The organism is Vibrio sp. V08_P9A1T1 (assembly GCF_963874405.1).
In the GTDB taxonomy this organism is placed as follows: domain Bacteria; phylum Pseudomonadota; class Gammaproteobacteria; order Enterobacterales; family Vibrionaceae; genus Vibrio; species Vibrio anguillarum.
On the sequence record NZ_CAWNIB010000278.1, the window covers coordinates 1 to 17375 of the forward strand.

Annotated in this window: 16 protein-coding genes; 9 read left to right on the forward strand and 7 right to left on the reverse strand. The window is 45.0% G+C overall.

The features are described from left to right. Nucleotides 1-226: 226 nt before the first annotated feature. Nucleotides 227-583, forward strand: a complete 357-nt coding sequence (locus AACT21_RS13470) for a PilZ domain-containing protein (protein ID WP_017046184.1) — start codon at nucleotides 227-229, stop codon at nucleotides 581-583. 1 nt (nucleotide 584) lies between these two features. On the opposite strand, the gene AACT21_RS13475 is transcribed toward AACT21_RS13470, so the two are convergent. The 6 genes from AACT21_RS13475 to AACT21_RS13500 form a co-directional block, all read right to left on the reverse strand. Then, nucleotides 585-977 carry a ribosome recycling factor family protein gene (locus AACT21_RS13475; protein WP_017047699.1) on the reverse strand — a complete coding sequence of 131 codons (393 nt, stop codon included), beginning with the start codon at nucleotides 975-977 and terminating at the stop codon, nucleotides 585-587. Between the two features lie 165 nt (nucleotides 978-1142). Then, nucleotides 1143-1421, reverse strand: coding sequence for a 50S ribosomal protein L25 (rplY, locus tag AACT21_RS13480; protein WP_010318386.1), 279 nt, complete (start codon nucleotides 1419-1421; stop codon nucleotides 1143-1145). Nucleotides 1422-1648: 227 nt separating this feature from the next. After that, on the reverse strand, nucleotides 1649-2989 hold the full coding sequence (locus tag AACT21_RS13485) for an ATP-binding protein (RefSeq protein WP_094163763.1): 1341 nt from the start codon (nucleotides 2987-2989) through the stop codon (nucleotides 1649-1651). Then, entirely contained in the window at nucleotides 2979-3638 is a 660-nt protein-coding gene (locus AACT21_RS13490) for a response regulator transcription factor (RefSeq protein ID WP_010318384.1), read from the reverse strand. The genes AACT21_RS13485 and AACT21_RS13490 overlap by 11 nt, the downstream gene beginning before the upstream one ends. 9 nt (nucleotides 3639-3647) lie before the next feature. Further along, the gene (locus tag AACT21_RS13495) at nucleotides 3648-4037 is read right to left on the reverse strand and encodes a PepSY domain-containing protein (RefSeq protein WP_010318383.1); all 390 of its coding nucleotides are present in this window, start codon (nucleotides 4035-4037) and stop codon (nucleotides 3648-3650) included. A 62-nt stretch (nucleotides 4038-4099) separates the two neighbouring features. Beyond that, the gene (locus AACT21_RS13500; protein ID WP_013857019.1) at nucleotides 4100-5842 is read right to left on the reverse strand and encodes a DEAD/DEAH box helicase; all 1743 of its coding nucleotides are present in this window, start codon (nucleotides 5840-5842) and stop codon (nucleotides 4100-4102) included. Between the two features lie 104 nt (nucleotides 5843-5946). Here AACT21_RS13500 and rsuA point away from each other — a divergent pair, with 104 nt between their 5' ends. Genes rsuA through AACT21_RS13515 form a run of 3 tightly spaced genes read left to right on the forward strand, consistent with a single transcriptional unit; the run spans nucleotide 5947 to nucleotide 8557 of the window. Continuing rightward, on the forward strand, nucleotides 5947-6642 hold the full coding sequence (gene rsuA, locus AACT21_RS13505) for a 16S rRNA pseudouridine(516) synthase RsuA (RefSeq protein ID WP_017044313.1): 696 nt from the start codon (nucleotides 5947-5949) through the stop codon (nucleotides 6640-6642). A 47-nt stretch (nucleotides 6643-6689) separates the two neighbouring features. Beyond that, on the forward strand, nucleotides 6690-7898 hold the full coding sequence (locus AACT21_RS13510; protein ID WP_013857017.1) for a Bcr/CflA family multidrug efflux MFS transporter: 1209 nt from the start codon (nucleotides 6690-6692) through the stop codon (nucleotides 7896-7898). Further along, nucleotides 7898-8557 (forward strand): DUF2913 family protein, encoded by a 660-nt coding sequence (locus AACT21_RS13515; protein ID WP_017049847.1) that lies wholly within the window; start codon nucleotides 7898-7900, stop codon nucleotides 8555-8557. Before AACT21_RS13510 ends, AACT21_RS13515 begins: the two co-directional genes overlap by 1 nt. Before the next feature lie 42 nt (nucleotides 8558-8599). Here AACT21_RS13515 and AACT21_RS13520 read toward each other — a convergent pair whose 3' ends face one another. After that, the gene (locus AACT21_RS13520; protein WP_094163771.1) at nucleotides 8600-10093 is read right to left on the reverse strand and encodes a DUF2867 domain-containing protein; all 1494 of its coding nucleotides are present in this window, start codon (nucleotides 10091-10093) and stop codon (nucleotides 8600-8602) included. Between the two features lie 40 nt (nucleotides 10094-10133). Here AACT21_RS13520 and AACT21_RS13525 point away from each other — a divergent pair, with 40 nt between their 5' ends. The 5 genes from AACT21_RS13525 to nhaA all read left to right on the forward strand — a co-directional run bounded on the left by AACT21_RS13525 (nucleotide 10134) and on the right by nhaA (nucleotide 17299). Continuing rightward, the gene (locus tag AACT21_RS13525) at nucleotides 10134-11510 is read left to right on the forward strand and encodes an MATE family efflux transporter (protein ID WP_094163765.1); all 1377 of its coding nucleotides are present in this window, start codon (nucleotides 10134-10136) and stop codon (nucleotides 11508-11510) included. Between the two features lie 123 nt (nucleotides 11511-11633). Further along, nucleotides 11634-12305: an ABC transporter ATP-binding protein gene (locus tag AACT21_RS13530; protein ID WP_013857013.1), complete on the forward strand. Its 672-nt coding sequence runs from the start codon at nucleotides 11634-11636 to the stop codon at nucleotides 12303-12305. Beyond that, complete coding sequence (locus tag AACT21_RS13535; protein ID WP_013857012.1) at nucleotides 12286-14739, forward strand: FtsX-like permease family protein; 2454 nt, start codon at nucleotides 12286-12288, stop codon at nucleotides 14737-14739. The genes AACT21_RS13530 and AACT21_RS13535 overlap by 20 nt, the downstream gene beginning before the upstream one ends. Continuing rightward, entirely contained in the window at nucleotides 14740-15873 is a 1134-nt protein-coding gene (locus AACT21_RS13540) for a lipocalin-like domain-containing protein (RefSeq protein WP_094163767.1), read from the forward strand. Between the two features lie 280 nt (nucleotides 15874-16153). Beyond that, the gene (gene nhaA, locus AACT21_RS13545; RefSeq protein WP_176430182.1) at nucleotides 16154-17299 is read left to right on the forward strand and encodes a Na+/H+ antiporter NhaA; all 1146 of its coding nucleotides are present in this window, start codon (nucleotides 16154-16156) and stop codon (nucleotides 17297-17299) included. Nucleotides 17300-17375: the final 76 nt, after the last annotated feature.

The window sequence follows — 17375 nt, forward strand, 5'->3', positions numbered from 1 at the left end:
ATATAGGATTTAGAGTGATTTATCTCACGTTTATCGTGATCAGTGATAAATTTCCTACATTATTTACCAATTGTATTTGAGTTCACAAATGAGATGAATTGGTGATTCATAGCTTTCTATTATGTTTTTACTTCAGAAGCCGATAATAAATGGTAGACTCTCAACACTTGCGTAGCATCATGATGACGCAGAAGTAATTAACCTTGATAAAGGATGCATAGACGCCATGGACAATGCAGATTTTGTACAGAAACGGCAATATTACCGCTTAAAGTATCCAAAGCGGGCAAGACCTACCGTAAAAATTGATGATCAGCTATTCCATGTCTGTGAAATATCAGAGCAAGGCATTCGTATTTCAATGCCGAGAGTGACTACCTTATATTGTGGTCTATCGATGTCTGGTACGGTGCAGCTACGCAGCAATAATACAGTCAAAATTGCAGGTCAAGTACTGCGCTTTCAACAAGATGAAGTCGTGGTTCAACTATCCAATGGTCCTGCTTTTAAGCACATGGTTGAAGAACAGCGTTATATTCGCCAAAGATACCCGTCTTACTTCTCGTCTTTACGTTCTGCTTAAATCAAAAACTGTCTGCGTTGAAACGAGCGGTGCGTGCTTCTGCGATTGTGCAGTGCGTGATGTGCATAAGTTCGGCGAGAGTGATTGATGGGTTTTGTTTAACAAGCCTTACCAACTTGGCTGATTTGGGTTCAAGCTGTTCCTGATATTCTGCCAGTTTGTCTTTGAGTCTCGTTATTAAAAATTGCATGACCAGTGAATCAAGTTCTCTGAGCCGATTTGCCAATAATTCAAGTTGCGTTATCTCACCACTGATTTGCCAATTTCTGGAACGTCGTATTCGTTTCAGGTCGCACTGATATTCTCTCGCCAGCATTTTTGCTTTTTTCGCATTTTCTCCACCAAGCCGATGAATCAATGAGGGGAGGGAAATCGTGATGATCATAATAGCCATGTTCTTGTTTGAATGACTTTCCGTTATAACACGGTCTTATAAAACGGTGAAACCCCGATACTTGGTAGCTATCGGGGTTTCGAATTTTTAGATTTCTCGGATGGTAAGGCCGATAGTCTTTATGCAAAAGGTTGGATTTTATCCAACTAATTCCTTGGTAGGAAATTAGATGCGGATGAAGTCCATGTGCTCAACTTTTGGCTTGAACACGTGACGTTGAACGTCTTGTGGCTTAACTTTTACTTCTGCGCCATCAATTACTAGAGTAATTGCTTCGTAGAATTCTGGTTTGTCCATTTGGTTGATCACGTCAGAATGATCCAGTGCGATAGCAACTGGCGCTGCTTCACCACCGTAAACAACTGCTGGGAATTGGCCCGCGTGACGTAGGCGGCGGCTCGCACCTTTACCTAGTTCAGTACGTACTACTGCTTCGAATTTCATAGTTTTTACACTCAAATTAGTAAAAATAAACTTCACATCTGCAATGCGACCTTGCTGATGTGGTATAGCTTTGATAGTGAATCAATGATTACTAACAAAACGAGCGCGGATACTAGCACTCTATCTAAGATGGGGCAATAGAAAATCCCTTGCAGCATCGATTTATTGCAGTGTTACGAAGGACCGTGACAGTCTTTATTGCTTAATGTCGAGTTCGATTTCGTCCATTAAACCGAACGAAAAGTTAGCACCGCTTTTAACCCCCCCATGGTGCTAGTCGATAGGGTTAGCGTACCGCGATAACTGTGCGCCATTTCACTGACAATATTCAACCCAAGCCCAGATCCAGAGGTTGTTTCGTCTAAGCGCACGCCACGCTGTACCGCTTTGGCCAGATCTTGCTCAGCAATACCTGGGCCATCGTCTTCGATGTGGATTTCTACCCAGCCTTCTTCTCGATTTTTTGCGTGAACTCGAACTAAAGAAGCTGCCCATTTGTAGCTATTTTCCAGTAGGTTGCCGAGCATCTCGTCGAGATCGGTTGGGTCAACGGCAACCTCTAGATCAGAATCCAACTCATTAACTAACGTGATTTCACGCTGTGCGTAAATTTTGTCAAATGCCATAGAAATAGCATCTACCCGTTCGCTTGGATTGGCTTTTACCGCAAGAATATTCATTGAGCCAGCCATGCGCGCGCGGCCTAGATGGTAGTCAATCTGCTTTTGTAACTGTTCAATCGGTGTTCTGAGTTTCTGCTGTTGTGCGAAATCAAGATGATCGATCTCATTGCGCAGTACAGAAATCGGCGTTTTTAAAGCGTGAGAGAGATTGCCTGCATGATTACGTGCACGTTCAAGCAATTCTTGATAGTGGAATAACAGTGCATTCAAATCATTGACTAACGGAAAGACTTCTTTTGGGTACTCGTCACTGAGACTGGCTTGTTGACCTTTGCGCAATGCGGCCAGCTCTTTTTGCATTTTCCCTAACGGCCGTAATGACCAACTGACTTGCAAGCCAATCAGCACCAATACACCACTGAAGAGCAGACCTAGTATCATCCACAATTGGCTAATTACGTTGTTTAAAGTGTCTTGTAATGGCGCTTCATCAAGACCGATGGTAATGGTGATAGGAGAAGGGAAGTCTGGTAAGTAGATGATTTGTTCAATGACGATCAGTTTTTCATCTCTTGCGCCTTTGACGATGCTTTTCAAGCCATGTTTTTCGCTGATAAGGCGCTTATCCCACAATGAGCGAGAACGAAGCGATTGATCATGGCTTGAGGCCGTCCAATAAAGGCCGCTGTAGGGTTGGCTAAAACGAGGGTCGGAAAGGCGCGACGACAGTACGAGATTCCCTTGCGGTGTCGCTTCCAAGTTCGCCGTGATTTCATCCATCGCTAAACGTAGCTGACCTTGTACATCATTAACTAGGTAGTCTTTGATCAGTGTGGGAATGCCAATTCCCGCCGCTAAAATCATGGTACCTAACCAAAACGTTGCCGCGAGCAGTAAACGACTTTTTAAACTGAGGCGCTTTAAGGCCGAGGTTTTATTTTGCATTAAGCTGGTATCCCAGTCCTCTCACGGTTTTGATAATGTTGTTATTGATTTTTTTACGGATGCGGCCAATAAACACTTCGATGGTGTTGGAGTCTCTATCGAAATCTTGTTTGTAGATGTGTTCCACCAGTTCAGTCCGTGAAATGACTTTGTCGGCATTGTGCATGAAGTAGGCAACCACTTTGTATTCCAGTGCCGTCAAGCTCACTGCTTGACCTTGCCACATCACTTTAGAGGTTCGAGTATCAAGGCTTAAGTCACCGATTTGCATCACAGGGGAAGCGTTACCTGATGCTCGGCGCAGTTGTGCGCGGATACGAGCGGTTAATTCCACCATCTCAAATGGTTTGGTGAGGTAATCATCCGCTCCTGCATTTAAGCCCTCGACTCGTTGAGTCAAACCGTCTCTTGCACTGAGGATCACAATGGGCGTATTGATGTTTTCATCTCGAATGCCTTTCAATACGGTGAGCCCATCAAGCTTGGGTAAACCGAGGTCGAGCACAATCACATCCCACTCTTCTGATGTGGCGCGATAGAGTGCATCAATGCCATCTTGTGATAATTCAGGCACCCAGCCGGTCTGTTCAAGCGCTTCTACAATTTGTTCCCCAAGACGAGGATCGTCTTCGACTACCAATATTTTCATGGTTATTCTCTATTTTTTGATGATGTCGCGCAGGTTTCTGCCACGAATAGCCATTAGTTCTAATGTGCTTGCATTATATTCTACGCGGATAACTCGGTTGTCATGCATCAGTTTTAATTCGTAGACCCATTCACCATCATCTTCATCTAACTCTACCTTGATAACTCGGCCATTGAGTTCTTTATCTATCGTGGCATAAAGCTCAGACAATGGATGAATTAAACCTTTTTGAACTGCCGCGTAGACCTCGTCTTGATCCTCATCAATCTCTACCTTGGTTCCTGGCTTATAAGTGTCTTGAACCCAATCGTGTACATCACTGCTCGCAGCTAAAGTGGGTAAGGATAATGATGAGAGCAGCAGTAAGCGTGCGAAAGCTTTACCCTTTTTGAACAACATGTTGCGCCCCCCTGTAATAAGATGAACAGAGTATAAATGACCTTACATGAATAGAAAGTGAATCATCGGTTTTGTAGCTCATCTTCAAAGATCTTATCGCGCATTTTCCAAAATCGTCCCACTTTTCGCGCAATGACAAATTGTGGTGGACGAAAACGGTGTTGATGAGCCACCACTTTGCTTGGTGAAGATTGATCAAAAGGGCGATGCTTATCGGCTAGGTGTGGTCGCACAAATTGGTCGTGGAACACCTGTTTCTGTTTCTTGGTGGTTAGTGGCCAAAATTCGTGGACTTGTGCATCGTTCTCACCACGATAGGTAACGCGCAGTTGCGCTTTTCCACTTGCATCTTTATGTACATTCAAATCCATTTCGATACATTCAAAAACCAATGCATCTTTGAGGTTGAGTGCTTCTTTGAGCTTTTTATCAGGGTCAACCAGTGTTGCGTCACATTCATGGCAGATACGTGCGGCGATATCGTTGTCAGCCCCACACTCACCGCAATATTTTGCTCTAAAACGGTAACCACAGTGTTCTCGTTCGCCACTTTCTTCGTCTGTAAAATAGCCTTGGCAACGTCGACCATAGTGTTCAAGCAAAAAACCAGCGGCATCGAGTTTACCCCAAAAGTTGTTATTAAAACCGCAGGCCGGACAGGGAATGGTAATAATTTCACTGTTGGGATCGGGCTTTGGCTCACCGACTTCTGGTTGATAAAGATCATAGTTATTGCCCGCATAATCCAATACCAAACATTCGGTTTTTCCTGCGGATAAGCGTAGCCCACGTCCGACAATTTGCTGATATAAACTGATGGACTCGGTGGGGCGTAAAATCGCAATCAGGTCAACATGCGGAGCATCAAAACCTGTGGTTAATACTGACACGTTAACTAAGAATTTGATTTGGCGCTGTTTAAACTGCTTGATGATGGTGTCGCGCTCAGGGGTCGGCGTGTCACCAATGACGATGGCAGTTTCGTTATTGGGCAGTAATTGCACAATTTCTTGGGCGTGGCGAACGGTGGCCGCAAAGATCATTACTCCCTGTTTTTGCTGTGCTAGTTGGATGATTTGTTGAACAATCTGTGGTGTGGCACGTTTCGATTGTTCAATCACCATGTCGAGTTCGGCTTCTTTGTAGCGCCCGGTATTGGCGGGTTTTAGCTGCGAAAAATCGTAACTGAGCACGGGGGCATCAACCATTCGCGCTGGCGTTAAAAAAGCTTCATCAAGCAGATAACGGATCGGTAGCTCAAAAATACAGTCACGGAAGAAGCGAGGCTCCTCACTGCGCACTTGGCCGCGAGTATGGTATTGATAAATCCAGCCCATGCCTAAACGATAAGGCGTAGCGGTTAACCCCAACACTTTAATCCCTGGGTTGAGCTCGCTTAAATGGGTGATCACCTTTTGATAGCTACTACTTTTCTCATCCGGTACGCGGTGGCATTCATCAATCACCAGTAATGAAAATTGATTTTTAAAGGCATCTAAATTGCGCACCACGGATTGTACCGAAGCGAAGACGACCTGTTGATCGGTCTCTTTTCGTCCTAAACCTGCCGCAAATACCGCGCCTTGCAAACCGTAGCCCTCATATTTGGCATGGTTTTGCTCTACCAGTTCTTTCACGTGCGCTAGTACTAAGACTCGTCCTTTGGCAAGCCTTGCCAGCTCAGCAATAACCAAACTTTTTCCTGCCCCCGTCGGTAGTACAATTACGGCGGGCGTAGTGTGATGACGAAAATAGTGGATCACGGCTTTGACCGAGTCCGATTGATAAGGACGAAGTGTGTACATAACTCGCGTTGTCTCTTGTTGAACGCTGGATAAAAACAGTGAAATAGATCAACTATTTCATTTTAGCTGCGTATAATACCTGACTTGATTTAGATGAGGTAATCATGCGGTTAGATAAATTTTTGTGTGATGCGTTAGGTGCGACACGTAAAGAAGCCACCAAGATCATCAAAAGTGGTGATGTCACAGTAAATGGTAAGACGCAGAAAAGTGGTTCATTGCAGGTGACGCAGGAGTGTGAGGTGGAGTGGCAAGGCCGTGAGTTAATCTTGCATGGCCCGCGCTATATCATGTTACACAAACCCGCTGGCTACGTTTGCTCACATGAAGACGGCTTCAATCATACGGCATTTATTTTGCTCGATGAAGTGAATGTTCAAGACTTGCATTTTGCAGGACGTTTGGATGTCGATACCACAGGTTTGGTTCTGATCACCGATGACGGTCAATGGTCTCATCGCATTACCTCGCCAAAACACAAATGCGACAAAACCTACCGTGTCTGGCTTGCAGACCCTATTGAAGCGAATTATGTCGAACAATTCTTAACGGGTATTGAACTGCGTAATGAGCGTGAGCCAACCTTGCCTGCGCAATTGGAAGTCGTCGGTGAGAATGAATGTTTACTGACCATTCATGAAGGCAAATACCATCAAGTTAAACGCATGTTTGCTGCTTTAGGCAATAAAGTGGTTGGCCTTCACCGTGAGCGCATTGGTCATATTGTGCTAGATGAGGCACTAGAGCCCGGTGAATACCGTTATTTGACTGACCAAGAAGTGGCTTCTATTGGGGCTTGAACGGCCTAGCTTTACTGCAACTTCATTCCTTATTTATCTGGAGAACTATGACTTCATCTCAACCTGTTACAGCGAATAATACGCCGCACATTAGTTTTTTACTCTTCTTAGTATTAGGCGCGATTGGCGCATTAACGCCGCTGGCGATTGATATGTATCTGCCAGCCATGCCAGCGATTGCTAAAGATCTCGGTGTGAGTGCTGGAGCGGTACAAATGACGCTGACCGCTTATACCGCTGGTTTTGCGATAGGCCAACTATTGCATGGTCCTCTAGCCGACAGTTATGGCCGTCGCCCAGTGCTGCTGATCGGCGTATTACTGTTTGGTATTGCTGCCACTGTGAGTGCGACTACGCAAGGTATTGAAGCGTTAACGTATGTTCGCGCTGCGCAAGGTTTTGCTGGAGCAGCGGCGGCTGTGGTTATTCAAGCGGTGGTGCGTGATATGTTTGATCGCGAAGATTTTGCTCGCGCCATGTCTTTTGTCACCTTAGTGATGACCGTTGCTCCGTTAGCTGCGCCGATGATTGGCGGACACTTGGCCATTTGGTTTGGTTGGCGTTCGATATTTTGGGTGTTGGCTATTTTTGCCGCGGTGGTGATTGCTCTCGTGGTTTGGAAAATTCCAGAAACGCTCAGTGCAGAAAATCGTCAACCACTACGCTTTCGAAATACCATTCGCAACTATGTGCAGTTAAGCCGTAACCCAGTCGCGATGGGGCTTGTTTTTTCTGGTGCTTTCTCTTTTGCTGGTATGTTTGCCTTTTTGACCGCAGGCTCTTTTGTCTATATTGATATTTATGGAGTCGATCCTGATCAATTTGGTTACCTGTTTGGCCTCAATATCGTCGCGATGATTATCATGACCAGTTTAAATGGTCGAATGGTGAAACGAGTTGGTTCCCACGCCATGCTACGCTTTGGTTTGTTGATTCAGTTGTGCGCAGGTATCGGGCTATTTATCGCGTGGTTACTCAACCTTGGTTTATGGGGCATTGTGCCTTTTGTGGTGCTTTTTATTGGTACATTGTCAACGATAGGCAGTAATTCAATGGGATTATTGTTAAGTGGTTATCCGAAAATGGCGGGCACCGCTTCTTCACTGGCTGGAACGTTGCGTTTTGGCACAGGCTCAGTGGTTGCGGCGATTGTCGCGATGATGCCTAGTGATGTTGAGTGGCCGATGATTGTGGTCATGACGGCGTGCTCGGTACTTTCATCTCTTTTTTATTGGACATTAGGAAGAAAGGCGTAATGTCAGAGTATTACCTCGAAATTCAACGTGTAGTGAATACAGCGCTGCAAGAGTTAACAGCAGAACACCAGGCGAATAAGCTGGTGAATGCGCCTTTAGCTAATAATCACTTTTTGGTGCATTGGGTGAGTAAGGCATTGAAAGCACAACGATTTCATCGCTGTGTGGTGGATGATTTAAATCGTTGGCAGAAAGCTGGACGTTCGAAAGGCAACCAATCTGAATTACTGTTTATCTTCAAACGCATCTCAGCATTTTACGGTAAGTTTTTTGCGCAAGACGCGGATAACATCATTACCGATAAGAAAATTGACGCGTTTTTGGAATTCATGGAAGCGGCTCACTGGGAAGTGACAACATGTGATCCATTGGTGAATGAAGGCAAATTACAGCTTTTTACCGATGGGCAAAACTCATTGGCTTTGTGCGCAAATCAGTGTGAATCATGCTTTGATGGTGAACTGCTCGTGAAGCCGATGAACTGGTTTGTGCGGGGCCATCATGCTGATTTCGTCGAAAAGGCCAGCAGTGCTGGCTTTATGGTGCACAAACGTACCGATTATAAGTCGAATGTGAAATATCATGGTGAGTATTTGATATACCCAAGCAACCATGGCGTGCAATTGGCTGAAATTCCATTAGGCTTTCCTATTGATTAGTATGAAATTGAAACCCAATAAGTTGCAGAGCTAGCGATTTCGCTAGCTCTTTTTTTGTGCCTTTTTGACGATGGCTTTGACCATGCCATTAAAAATAAAAAGGTGGGCAGGCATCATCGCGAACCAGTAAAGTAACCCTAAGAATCCTTTGGGGTGCCACCATGCGGTCACATTGAGTTCTCGCGTTTCGCCTAGATCTTTAATGGTAAATTCCAATCGCCCTAATCCTGGGCCTTTCATCCCAAAAAGAAGAGACAAAAACTGTTGAGGTTGGCAGCGGATCACTTTCCACGAATCAATAAAATCGCCAACTTGCAGTTCCGGGCCACAAGGGGAGCGGCGCACAGGTTTGCCACCACCGAATAAAAGATCGAGCCATTCGCGTGTACGCCATAGTGCATTGGCAAAAAAATAGCCTTCTTGGCGGCTGCCTATGGTTCGGATAACATCCCATAAAGCCTCAGCAGAAGCGCAGGTCTGAATCGTTGCTCCTGCCTGTTTAGGATAGTAGCCAAAACCGGGTTGCCAACGCTGTAGGGCACTTGGATCAAATCCCCACACCTGCGAGCGTGTAAATTCCCCTTCATGCTCGATTATTTTGGTGACAACGTCACGATAGGGGGTCAGTTTTTGGGGATAGCGTGCTTCAATGGCTTGTGAGTCGGCAATGTAATCATGATCTAAACCGGCAAGTAGTGCTCTGCCAATATTAGAGGGGACGGAGGTGATAAGACCTAGCCAGTAAGAAGCCATTTTGGGGGTTAATAGTGGGGTAGACCATAACCGAAATGGTTTCTGCGTTGCCTGACAAATAATGGCAAATTGTTCGCGGTAGGAGAGGGTGTCAGGCCCACCGACTTCAAATAATTGGTGTGCAACGGGCTGCTCATTGGCTAATTCAAGTAGATAATGATTGAGGTTTTCCAGCGCTATCGGATTTGCTTTGGAATCAACCCATTTGGGAGTGATGAGCATCGGTAAGTTGTAAACAAAATCACGCATGATTTCAAATGCGGCTGATCCCGGTCCAAGAATGACACCGGCTCTTAATTCGGTCACTGGTACAGGACTTTTCCTAAGTAGATCGCCGGTCATTTTCCGTGCTTTGAGGTGCTCTGAGTTTCCGGTTTGTGGCTGAATCGCACTTAAGTAGATCAGGTGTTTGACCTGGCTAACCTCAAGGGCTTGTTTAACGTTTTCCGCTAACGACAATTCATAGTCGACGAAATCATGTCCTTGCGCCATACCGTGCACTAAAAAATAAACCAGTTCAAATTGTGGGATAAGCGCAAGTGTCGCCTCTTTATCGGTAAGGTCTAAATAACGCAAGGTAAGGTTGGGATGAGATATGGCACGTGAGGTTAAATAGTCAATGTGCCTAGCTGCGGCCGTTACTTGAAAACCTTGCGCTAATAGCAAAGGTAACAGTTGTGAGCCGACATAGCCTGATGCGCCGAGTACTAACACTTTTTTCATGACGGTCCCTTCAAATAAGATGGTTAGATTATGCTCACAGACGTATAATAGCGACTTCATTTTTTCTGTGCTATCAATGTGTTGAATTTGAGGTGATCGGTTGTCTGTTTTTTCGCAAATCATGCTACATACAAGAGGCGATTTTTTCCGTCGCTTAATGGCTATCGCTCTGCCGATCACCTTGCAAAGTATTATGTTTTCTAGCCGTGGTCTAGTGGATGTTTTGATGCTAGGGCAATTAGGTGAGGCTGAAATTGCTGCGGTAGGCGTTGCCGCTAGAGCAACTTTTGTCACCACCATCATGCTAGTGGGCGTGACAACCGGAGGCGCACTGTTAACAGCTCAGTATTGGGGCGCAGGAAACAAACAGGGCGTGCGAGAAAGTACGGCACTTACGTGGTTAGTCGCTAACCTATTTGCTGTAATGACGGTGGCACTATTTTTACTGTTTCCAAGTCAAATCATGGCACTAACCACGGATTCCGAGACCGTTAATGCGCTAGGTAGCCAATATTTGATTATTACCTCACTCAGTATGTTTGCTGTAGCTTGCGTCAGTAGTATGGCGGTAGGGCTGCGAGCGATGCATAAACCGGGGCTCAGCACGTTTTTTAGCGGTATTGGTATTGTTTCAAACGTGTTTTTAAACTGGGTGCTGATTTTCGGCAAATTGGGTTTTCCCGCGATGGGAATCGAAGGTGCGGCGATTGCTACCGTGCTCAGTGGTTTTATTGAAGTCGCGTGTTTATACGGTTACCTCTATGCCAAGAAACATCTGTTAGCGTTTGGAATTGACGATATCCGAGCCATCATTGAATGGCCTACCATTTCTCGTTTTTTGAAGCTTTCGTTGCCAACTACCTTTAATTTCCTAGCATGGGCAGGCGGTTTATTTGTCTATCATGCCATCATGGGGCAGAGTGGTGTGCAAGGCTTAGCTGCGTTATCGGTGATGACGCCAGTAGAATCAATTTCATTGAGTTTACTTATTGGGATGTCGAATGCGGCTGCGGTTTTAGTCGGTAACCAACTTGGCGCTAAGCAGTACGATGCCGTTTATTATCAAGCCTTGGGCTTAACTATCATCAGCCTTCTTGTGGGCGTGATCGTTGCTGCCGCTTTGTATGTGGTGCAGATCCCTATCCTGAACTCTTTCTCCGCCTTGACGGATGAAACCCGTGCTTTATCTGAAGAGTTTATCGTGATACTGAGCCTTGGCATCATTTTACGTTCCATTCCAATGACGGTGATTGTTGGCGTGTTGCGAGCTGGCGGTGACGTAAAGTTTTGTCTTTGCCAAGATTTAGTCGCGCAGTGGCTGATCGGTATTCCGTTAGCCGCATTTTGTGCGATTGTGCTTGGGGCTAAGCCTGAAGCCATCTATTTATTGTTTCTCGTTGAAGAGTTGATTAAATGGGGCGGTTCTCTTTATCGAATGAAAAGCAAGAAGTGGATGCGAAATTTGATTGAAAATTAGACACAACGCAGTTAGGTGGTGCAATTTGATGCACATAATGTGATCCGGTATCCAAAATGCTTTCTACTGCAGGAGAATTAGTGTAGATTCACAATCCAATTTTAGTCGATTGCGAGCGATTTGATGTTACAGCTGACCAACCTGTGTAAAGGCTATCTAGATGGCGATGAATTTCATCCCGTGCTACAGGGGGCAGAGTTAACATTAAACCGAGGCGACCAAATCGCATTGATGGGTGAAAGTGGTTCGGGTAAGAGTACATTACTCAACCTTATTGCCGGATTAGATATTGTCGATTCTGGCGAAATTTGGTTTCCAAGTTTTGCCATGCATGACACGTCAGAAAATAAGCGTACCGCTTATCGCCGAAATAACATTGGTCATATATTTCAGCAGTTTAATCTTCTTCCCACCCTCAATCTCGCGGATAATATTCGCTTTTGTCGTCAGTTGAAAGGAATGCCGGAAGACCAAGGTTTACTGCGTCAAATTCTTTCTTCGCTTGATTTAATGCCGTTGCTAGGCCGATACCCTGAAGAGGTTTCTGGTGGGCAGCAGCAGCGTGCTGCGATCGCGCGCTCCTTGTACATGGAGCCTAAGATTTTATTAGCAGATGAACCAACCGGTAGTCTTGATGAGCGTAATGCCGAGGCGGTGATGCGTTTATTGACGACCTTAACTCGCCAGTTGGATTGCACGTTATTATTGGTGACGCACAGTGAAAAAGTCGCGCAGCATATGGATGGTCGCGTACGTTTACAAGGAGGGTTGTTGCATGTTATGGCCCGTAGTTAAGGCGCTACTTGGTCATTATCGGCGTTATCCTTTACAAATCATCCTAGTATGGCTGGGTTTAACGCTTGGCGTTTCATTGTTGGTGGGAGTGACGGCCATCAACCAGCATGCTCGTCAAAGTTATGAACATGGCGAAAAGCTGTTTTCTAATCCATTACCTTATCGTATTCGTTCCAAGCATATTGCCAATAAAATCCCCCAAGGTTTCTATATTCAGTTGCGCCGTGATGGATTTTCTCAGTGCGCTCCTTTTGAAAACCATCGTTTGACGACAAAAAATGGCACGGATATTTCGCTGATTGGGCTTGATCCCGTCGCGATGTTGCCAACCAATAGCGGCCTTCCTTTATCGGAATTTTCGACATTATCATTGATGAATCCGCCGTATCCTATTTTGGTGAGTGTTGATCTCGCTCGTCTCCAAGGTTGGCAAACGGGTGATTTTATCGTGCTTGATGATGAATCAAAGTTAGGTCCTATTCAGATCGATCAACAAGATCTCATCAACGGCACACGCGTTATTGCGGATCTATCCTTGGTGCGAATGCTCAAGAAAAGTTCGGGCTTATCTGTTATTGCTTGTGGTGATATGCCGCCAGAGAAACTGAAAAGACTAAAAGATAATTTACCTAATGGTTTGACGCTAGTCCGTAGTTCTCGCACTGAGCTGGAATCACTCACGCGTGCTTTTCATCTCAATCTCAATGCAATGGGTATGTTGGCATTTTTGGTCGGGCTATTTATATTCTACCAAGCCATGTCCTTATCTTTAATCCAGCGCCAACCTTTAGTCGGGTTATTACGGCAAGCGGGTGTTTCTGGCTGGCAGCTTACCCAAGCATTGGTGATTGAGTTGTTTGGCATGGTCCTGCTTAGCTGGATATGCGGTAACGGATTGGGGTTATTATTGGCCAATCAACTTATTCCAGCGGTTTCAGCCAGTTTGGGTGACTTGTATGATGCTAATGTTGGTTTATCGATTAGCTGGAATTGGCAGTGGAGTAGTTACAGTTTAGCCATGGCGTTGATTGGTGCATTTGCGGCGTGCGCTTGGCCCCTCGTCCGGTTGCTAAAATCGCAGCCTATTCGTCTTTCGGCTCGTCTCTCTTTGCTTCGATTTGCTGGCACAGAATTTCGCCTGCAAGCCCTTGTTGCTTGCGCATTGACTGTCGCGGCGATTGCCGTGTATCAAGTTCCACAAACGCAACTTTCTGGTTTTGCAATTATTGCGTTGATGTTACTCAGTGTTGCGCTGTTTACGCCTTATCTTATTTGGACGCTGTTCAACAGTTTTTCCTACTCACTCGCTTGGGTAAAAGCGCGTTGGTTCTTTGCCGATGCAGCCGCCAGTATGAGCTATCGCGGTGTCGCAACTATGGCATTTATGATTGCTATGGCGGCGAATATTGGCATTGAAACCATGGTTGGTAGCTTTAGAGACACTACTGAAAAATGGTTAAACCAACGTTTAGCGGCCGATATTTATGTCTATCCTACCAATAGTTCAGCATCAAGAATGAGCAGTTGGTTGAAAGCGCAGCCTGAGGTCAATGATGTTTGGTGGCGTTGGGAAAAAGATTTCGCCACTGACAAAGGTGCATTGCAAGTGGTCAGCACGGGTATCTCCGATGGTGAGTTAGACTCGTTGACGGTTAAACTCGCTGTTCCTAACTATTGGTATGATTTACACCATTCAAAGAGTTTGATGATCAGTGAATCCATGGCGCTTAAATTAGGCATTAAGCCTGGTGATTTTATTGACCTTTCTGAGCCTTTGGGCCAAAAGTGGCAAGTCGTGGGGGTGTATTACGATTATGGTAACCCTTACCACCAGGTCTTATTATCACACCAAAATTGGTTATTTGCGTTTGCCAGTACGGGAAATGTGGCGCTAGGAGTGGTTTTGCACGAAGGTGTGAATGACCAAGGATTAAAGAAGCGACTAGAATCGGTATTTAGGTTGGGCCCTGAGCGGATTTTTGATAACAATCACATCCATACTCAAGCGATGCGGGTGTTTGACCGAACCTTTGCCATCGCCGATACGCTCGGGCGTATTACTTTGTTGATTGCCGTGTGTGGTATTTTCTTTGCTACGTTAGCCGGAGAGGTTTCCCGCCAGCGACACGTTTCGCTACTGCGTTGTTTGGGTGTTTCTGGTAAAGAGCTGGTGGTGATTGGCAGCTTGCAGTTGTGTGTTTTTGGGGCGATAGCACTCGTGATTGCAATGCCGTTAGGGCTTGCACTCGCTCGTCTTGTGGTGGACATCGTGATTAAACAATCCTTTGGTTGGACAATCCAACTGCAGTTGATCCCCGGGGAGTATTTGAAAACGGCAGCATGGGCGATGGTGACCTTGATGTGCGCAGGTGCAATCCCGGTTATTCGTTTGGTCAGAAGGCCACCGATTAGCTCATTTAGAGACGCGTTATAAATGATGAAACGATACCTCGTACTTTTGTGCTCTTTGTTGATTGCTGTATTGTTCAGCCTCTATTCGTGGCACCAGTATTGGCAGGCACAGCAAACGATTTCAGAATATGCCGTTTCTGAAACAGCTTCTAAGCAAATGGATACATCATCAATATCGAAAGAGCACCCGTTCGAGTTCGCGCTTCCTAATCGCTCGGTACGACTTCCTCAAGATTTCAATTTTCATCAAGGTTTTGAACATGAGTGGTGGCATTACTTTGCGAATGTCAGTGATGAACATGGGCAGCAATATGGGATCCAGTGGAGTTATTTTCGTCTCGCTAATGAAGCTCGAGATGCCAATGGATGGCTTAGTCCTCAGCTTTATCTTGCTTATGTGGTGATCTCTTCAAAGAATGAAGTCTGGCGTGAACAGCGGATTGCGCGGGGCGGAATTGGTCAAGCCGGCTTAGAATTAAAACCGTTTAAAATGTGGATTGATAATTGGAACTGGCGCGCACCGGGGACGACTCCATTTCCTGGAGTATTAGACGTAGCGACGGACACGTTTTCACTCTCATTAAAAAATAACCTTTCCGGGCCATTTGTATTACCTGGTCAGCAGGGATACCAAAAAAAGCATGATTCACTCTCTTTAGCCTCATATAGTCTCCAAGCACCGTTTTTGCAGGTCAAAGGTGTGCTCAACTTAGGTGTTAACTCTCAACCTATTCAAGTCACAGGTAATGCATGGCTGAGCAAGGAGTGGGGTAATAATCTACTGCCTAACGCTAAACATGGATGGGATAAGTTGTTCGTTAAACTCGATAGCAAAACAACCTTATTGGTTAATCGCTATCGTTATTTTCAGCAAGAGCCCTATTTGTTTGGGGCAATTGTGAAAGATTCGGGCACCACGATCGCACTATCTGCTGATGAAATTGATTTAGTTCCTGTCGTTTCTGCCGCGTCGGAGAATGAGCGTGACATCCCGTTACAATGGGTGGTAAACATCCCTAAATATAATATTCATCTGGTGACGAAAGCGGTGAATCGCGATTTGTGGTCACCCTTTCTGATCCCTTATTGGGAAGGCCCCATTATCACCGATGGTAGTCATAAGGTGACGGGTTTCATGCAACTAACGAGCAACTAAGTTCAAATATTTGCGGAATCTAAAGGTCAAGTTGTTCTTGGCCTTTTGTGTTTTTGTGAACCTTTTTTATTTTGTTGTAAAATTGTTATGCATGAAAACTAATCAACAATGGGAAAATAGTGAAAACCAAGGAATATACGTTGTATTGTTATGCTTGACTCGGAAATTCCGATTCTTAATATCTGAACAAGCGATTTTTACTTCTATCAGCTACTGTATAAACTCTATCATATTCATTTGTTAATGGTTTATTAACATGCATAACTATAAGGACGATATCATGAGTGATGTGATTCGCGACTTTTTCAAGATGGAATCAGCAGGTGGTATTTTGCTGGTTATTGCTGCTGCAATTGCAATGATGATTGCTAACTCACCGCTAAATGATGTTTACCAATCTTTTTTACATTCCTACGTGTTTGGAATGTCAGTGTCGCATTGGATCAATGATGGCTTAATGGCCGTATTCTTTTTGTTGATTGGTTTAGAAGTCAAACGTGAATTGTTGGAAGGTGCTCTTAAATCCAAAGAAACGGCTATTTTCCCAGCCATTGCTGCCGTCGGCGGTATGCTTGCTCCAGCATTAATTTACGTGCTGTTTACGGCTGGTGATGTACAAGCGATTCAAGGTTGGGCGATCCCAGCGGCCACTGATATTGCGTTTGCGCTAGGTATTATGGCGCTATTGGGTAAACGTGTTCCGATCAGCTTAAAAGTGTTCTTGCTGGCGCTTGCGATTATTGATGACTTAGGGGTTGTGGTCATTATTGCGCTATTTTATAGCGGTGATCTTTCTACCATTGCGTTAACCGTCGGTTTCTTAATGACTGGTGTGCTTTTTATACTAAACAACAAGCATGTTACCAAAATCAGCCTTTACTTAATTGTCGGTGCGATTTTATGGTTTGCCGTACTTAAATCTGGTGTTCATGCCACCTTGGCTGGTGTAGTGATTGGTTTTGCTATTCCGCTGAAAGGTGATAAAGGCGAATATTCTCCGCTAAAACATCTTGAGCATGCGCTACACCCGTATGTCGCTTTTGGTATTCTGCCATTGTTCGCATTTGCCAATGCCGGGATTTCACTGGAAGGGATCTCCGTATCTAGCCTCACGTCAATGTTGCCTTTGGGCGTGGCTCTTGGCTTATTTATTGGTAAGCCATTGGGTATTTTTACCTTCAGTTGGGCTGCGGTGAAACTCGGTGTTGCTAAATTGCCTGAGGGGATCAATTTCAAGCATATTTTTGCCGTGTCAGTGCTATGTGGTATTGGCTTTACAATGTCGATTTTTATCTCGTCATTGGCTTTTGGACCGACCAATGCTGAATTTGATACGTTTGCACGGCTCGGTATATTAATGGGCTCAACCACTGCCGCGATTGTAGGCTATATATTGCTTCGTTTATCTTTGCCAAAAAACGCATAAGAATAATCAGCCCTCCGTAATACGAGGGCTGATTCATTTTATAAACTAACCATTTGATTTATCAATATTCTTAATC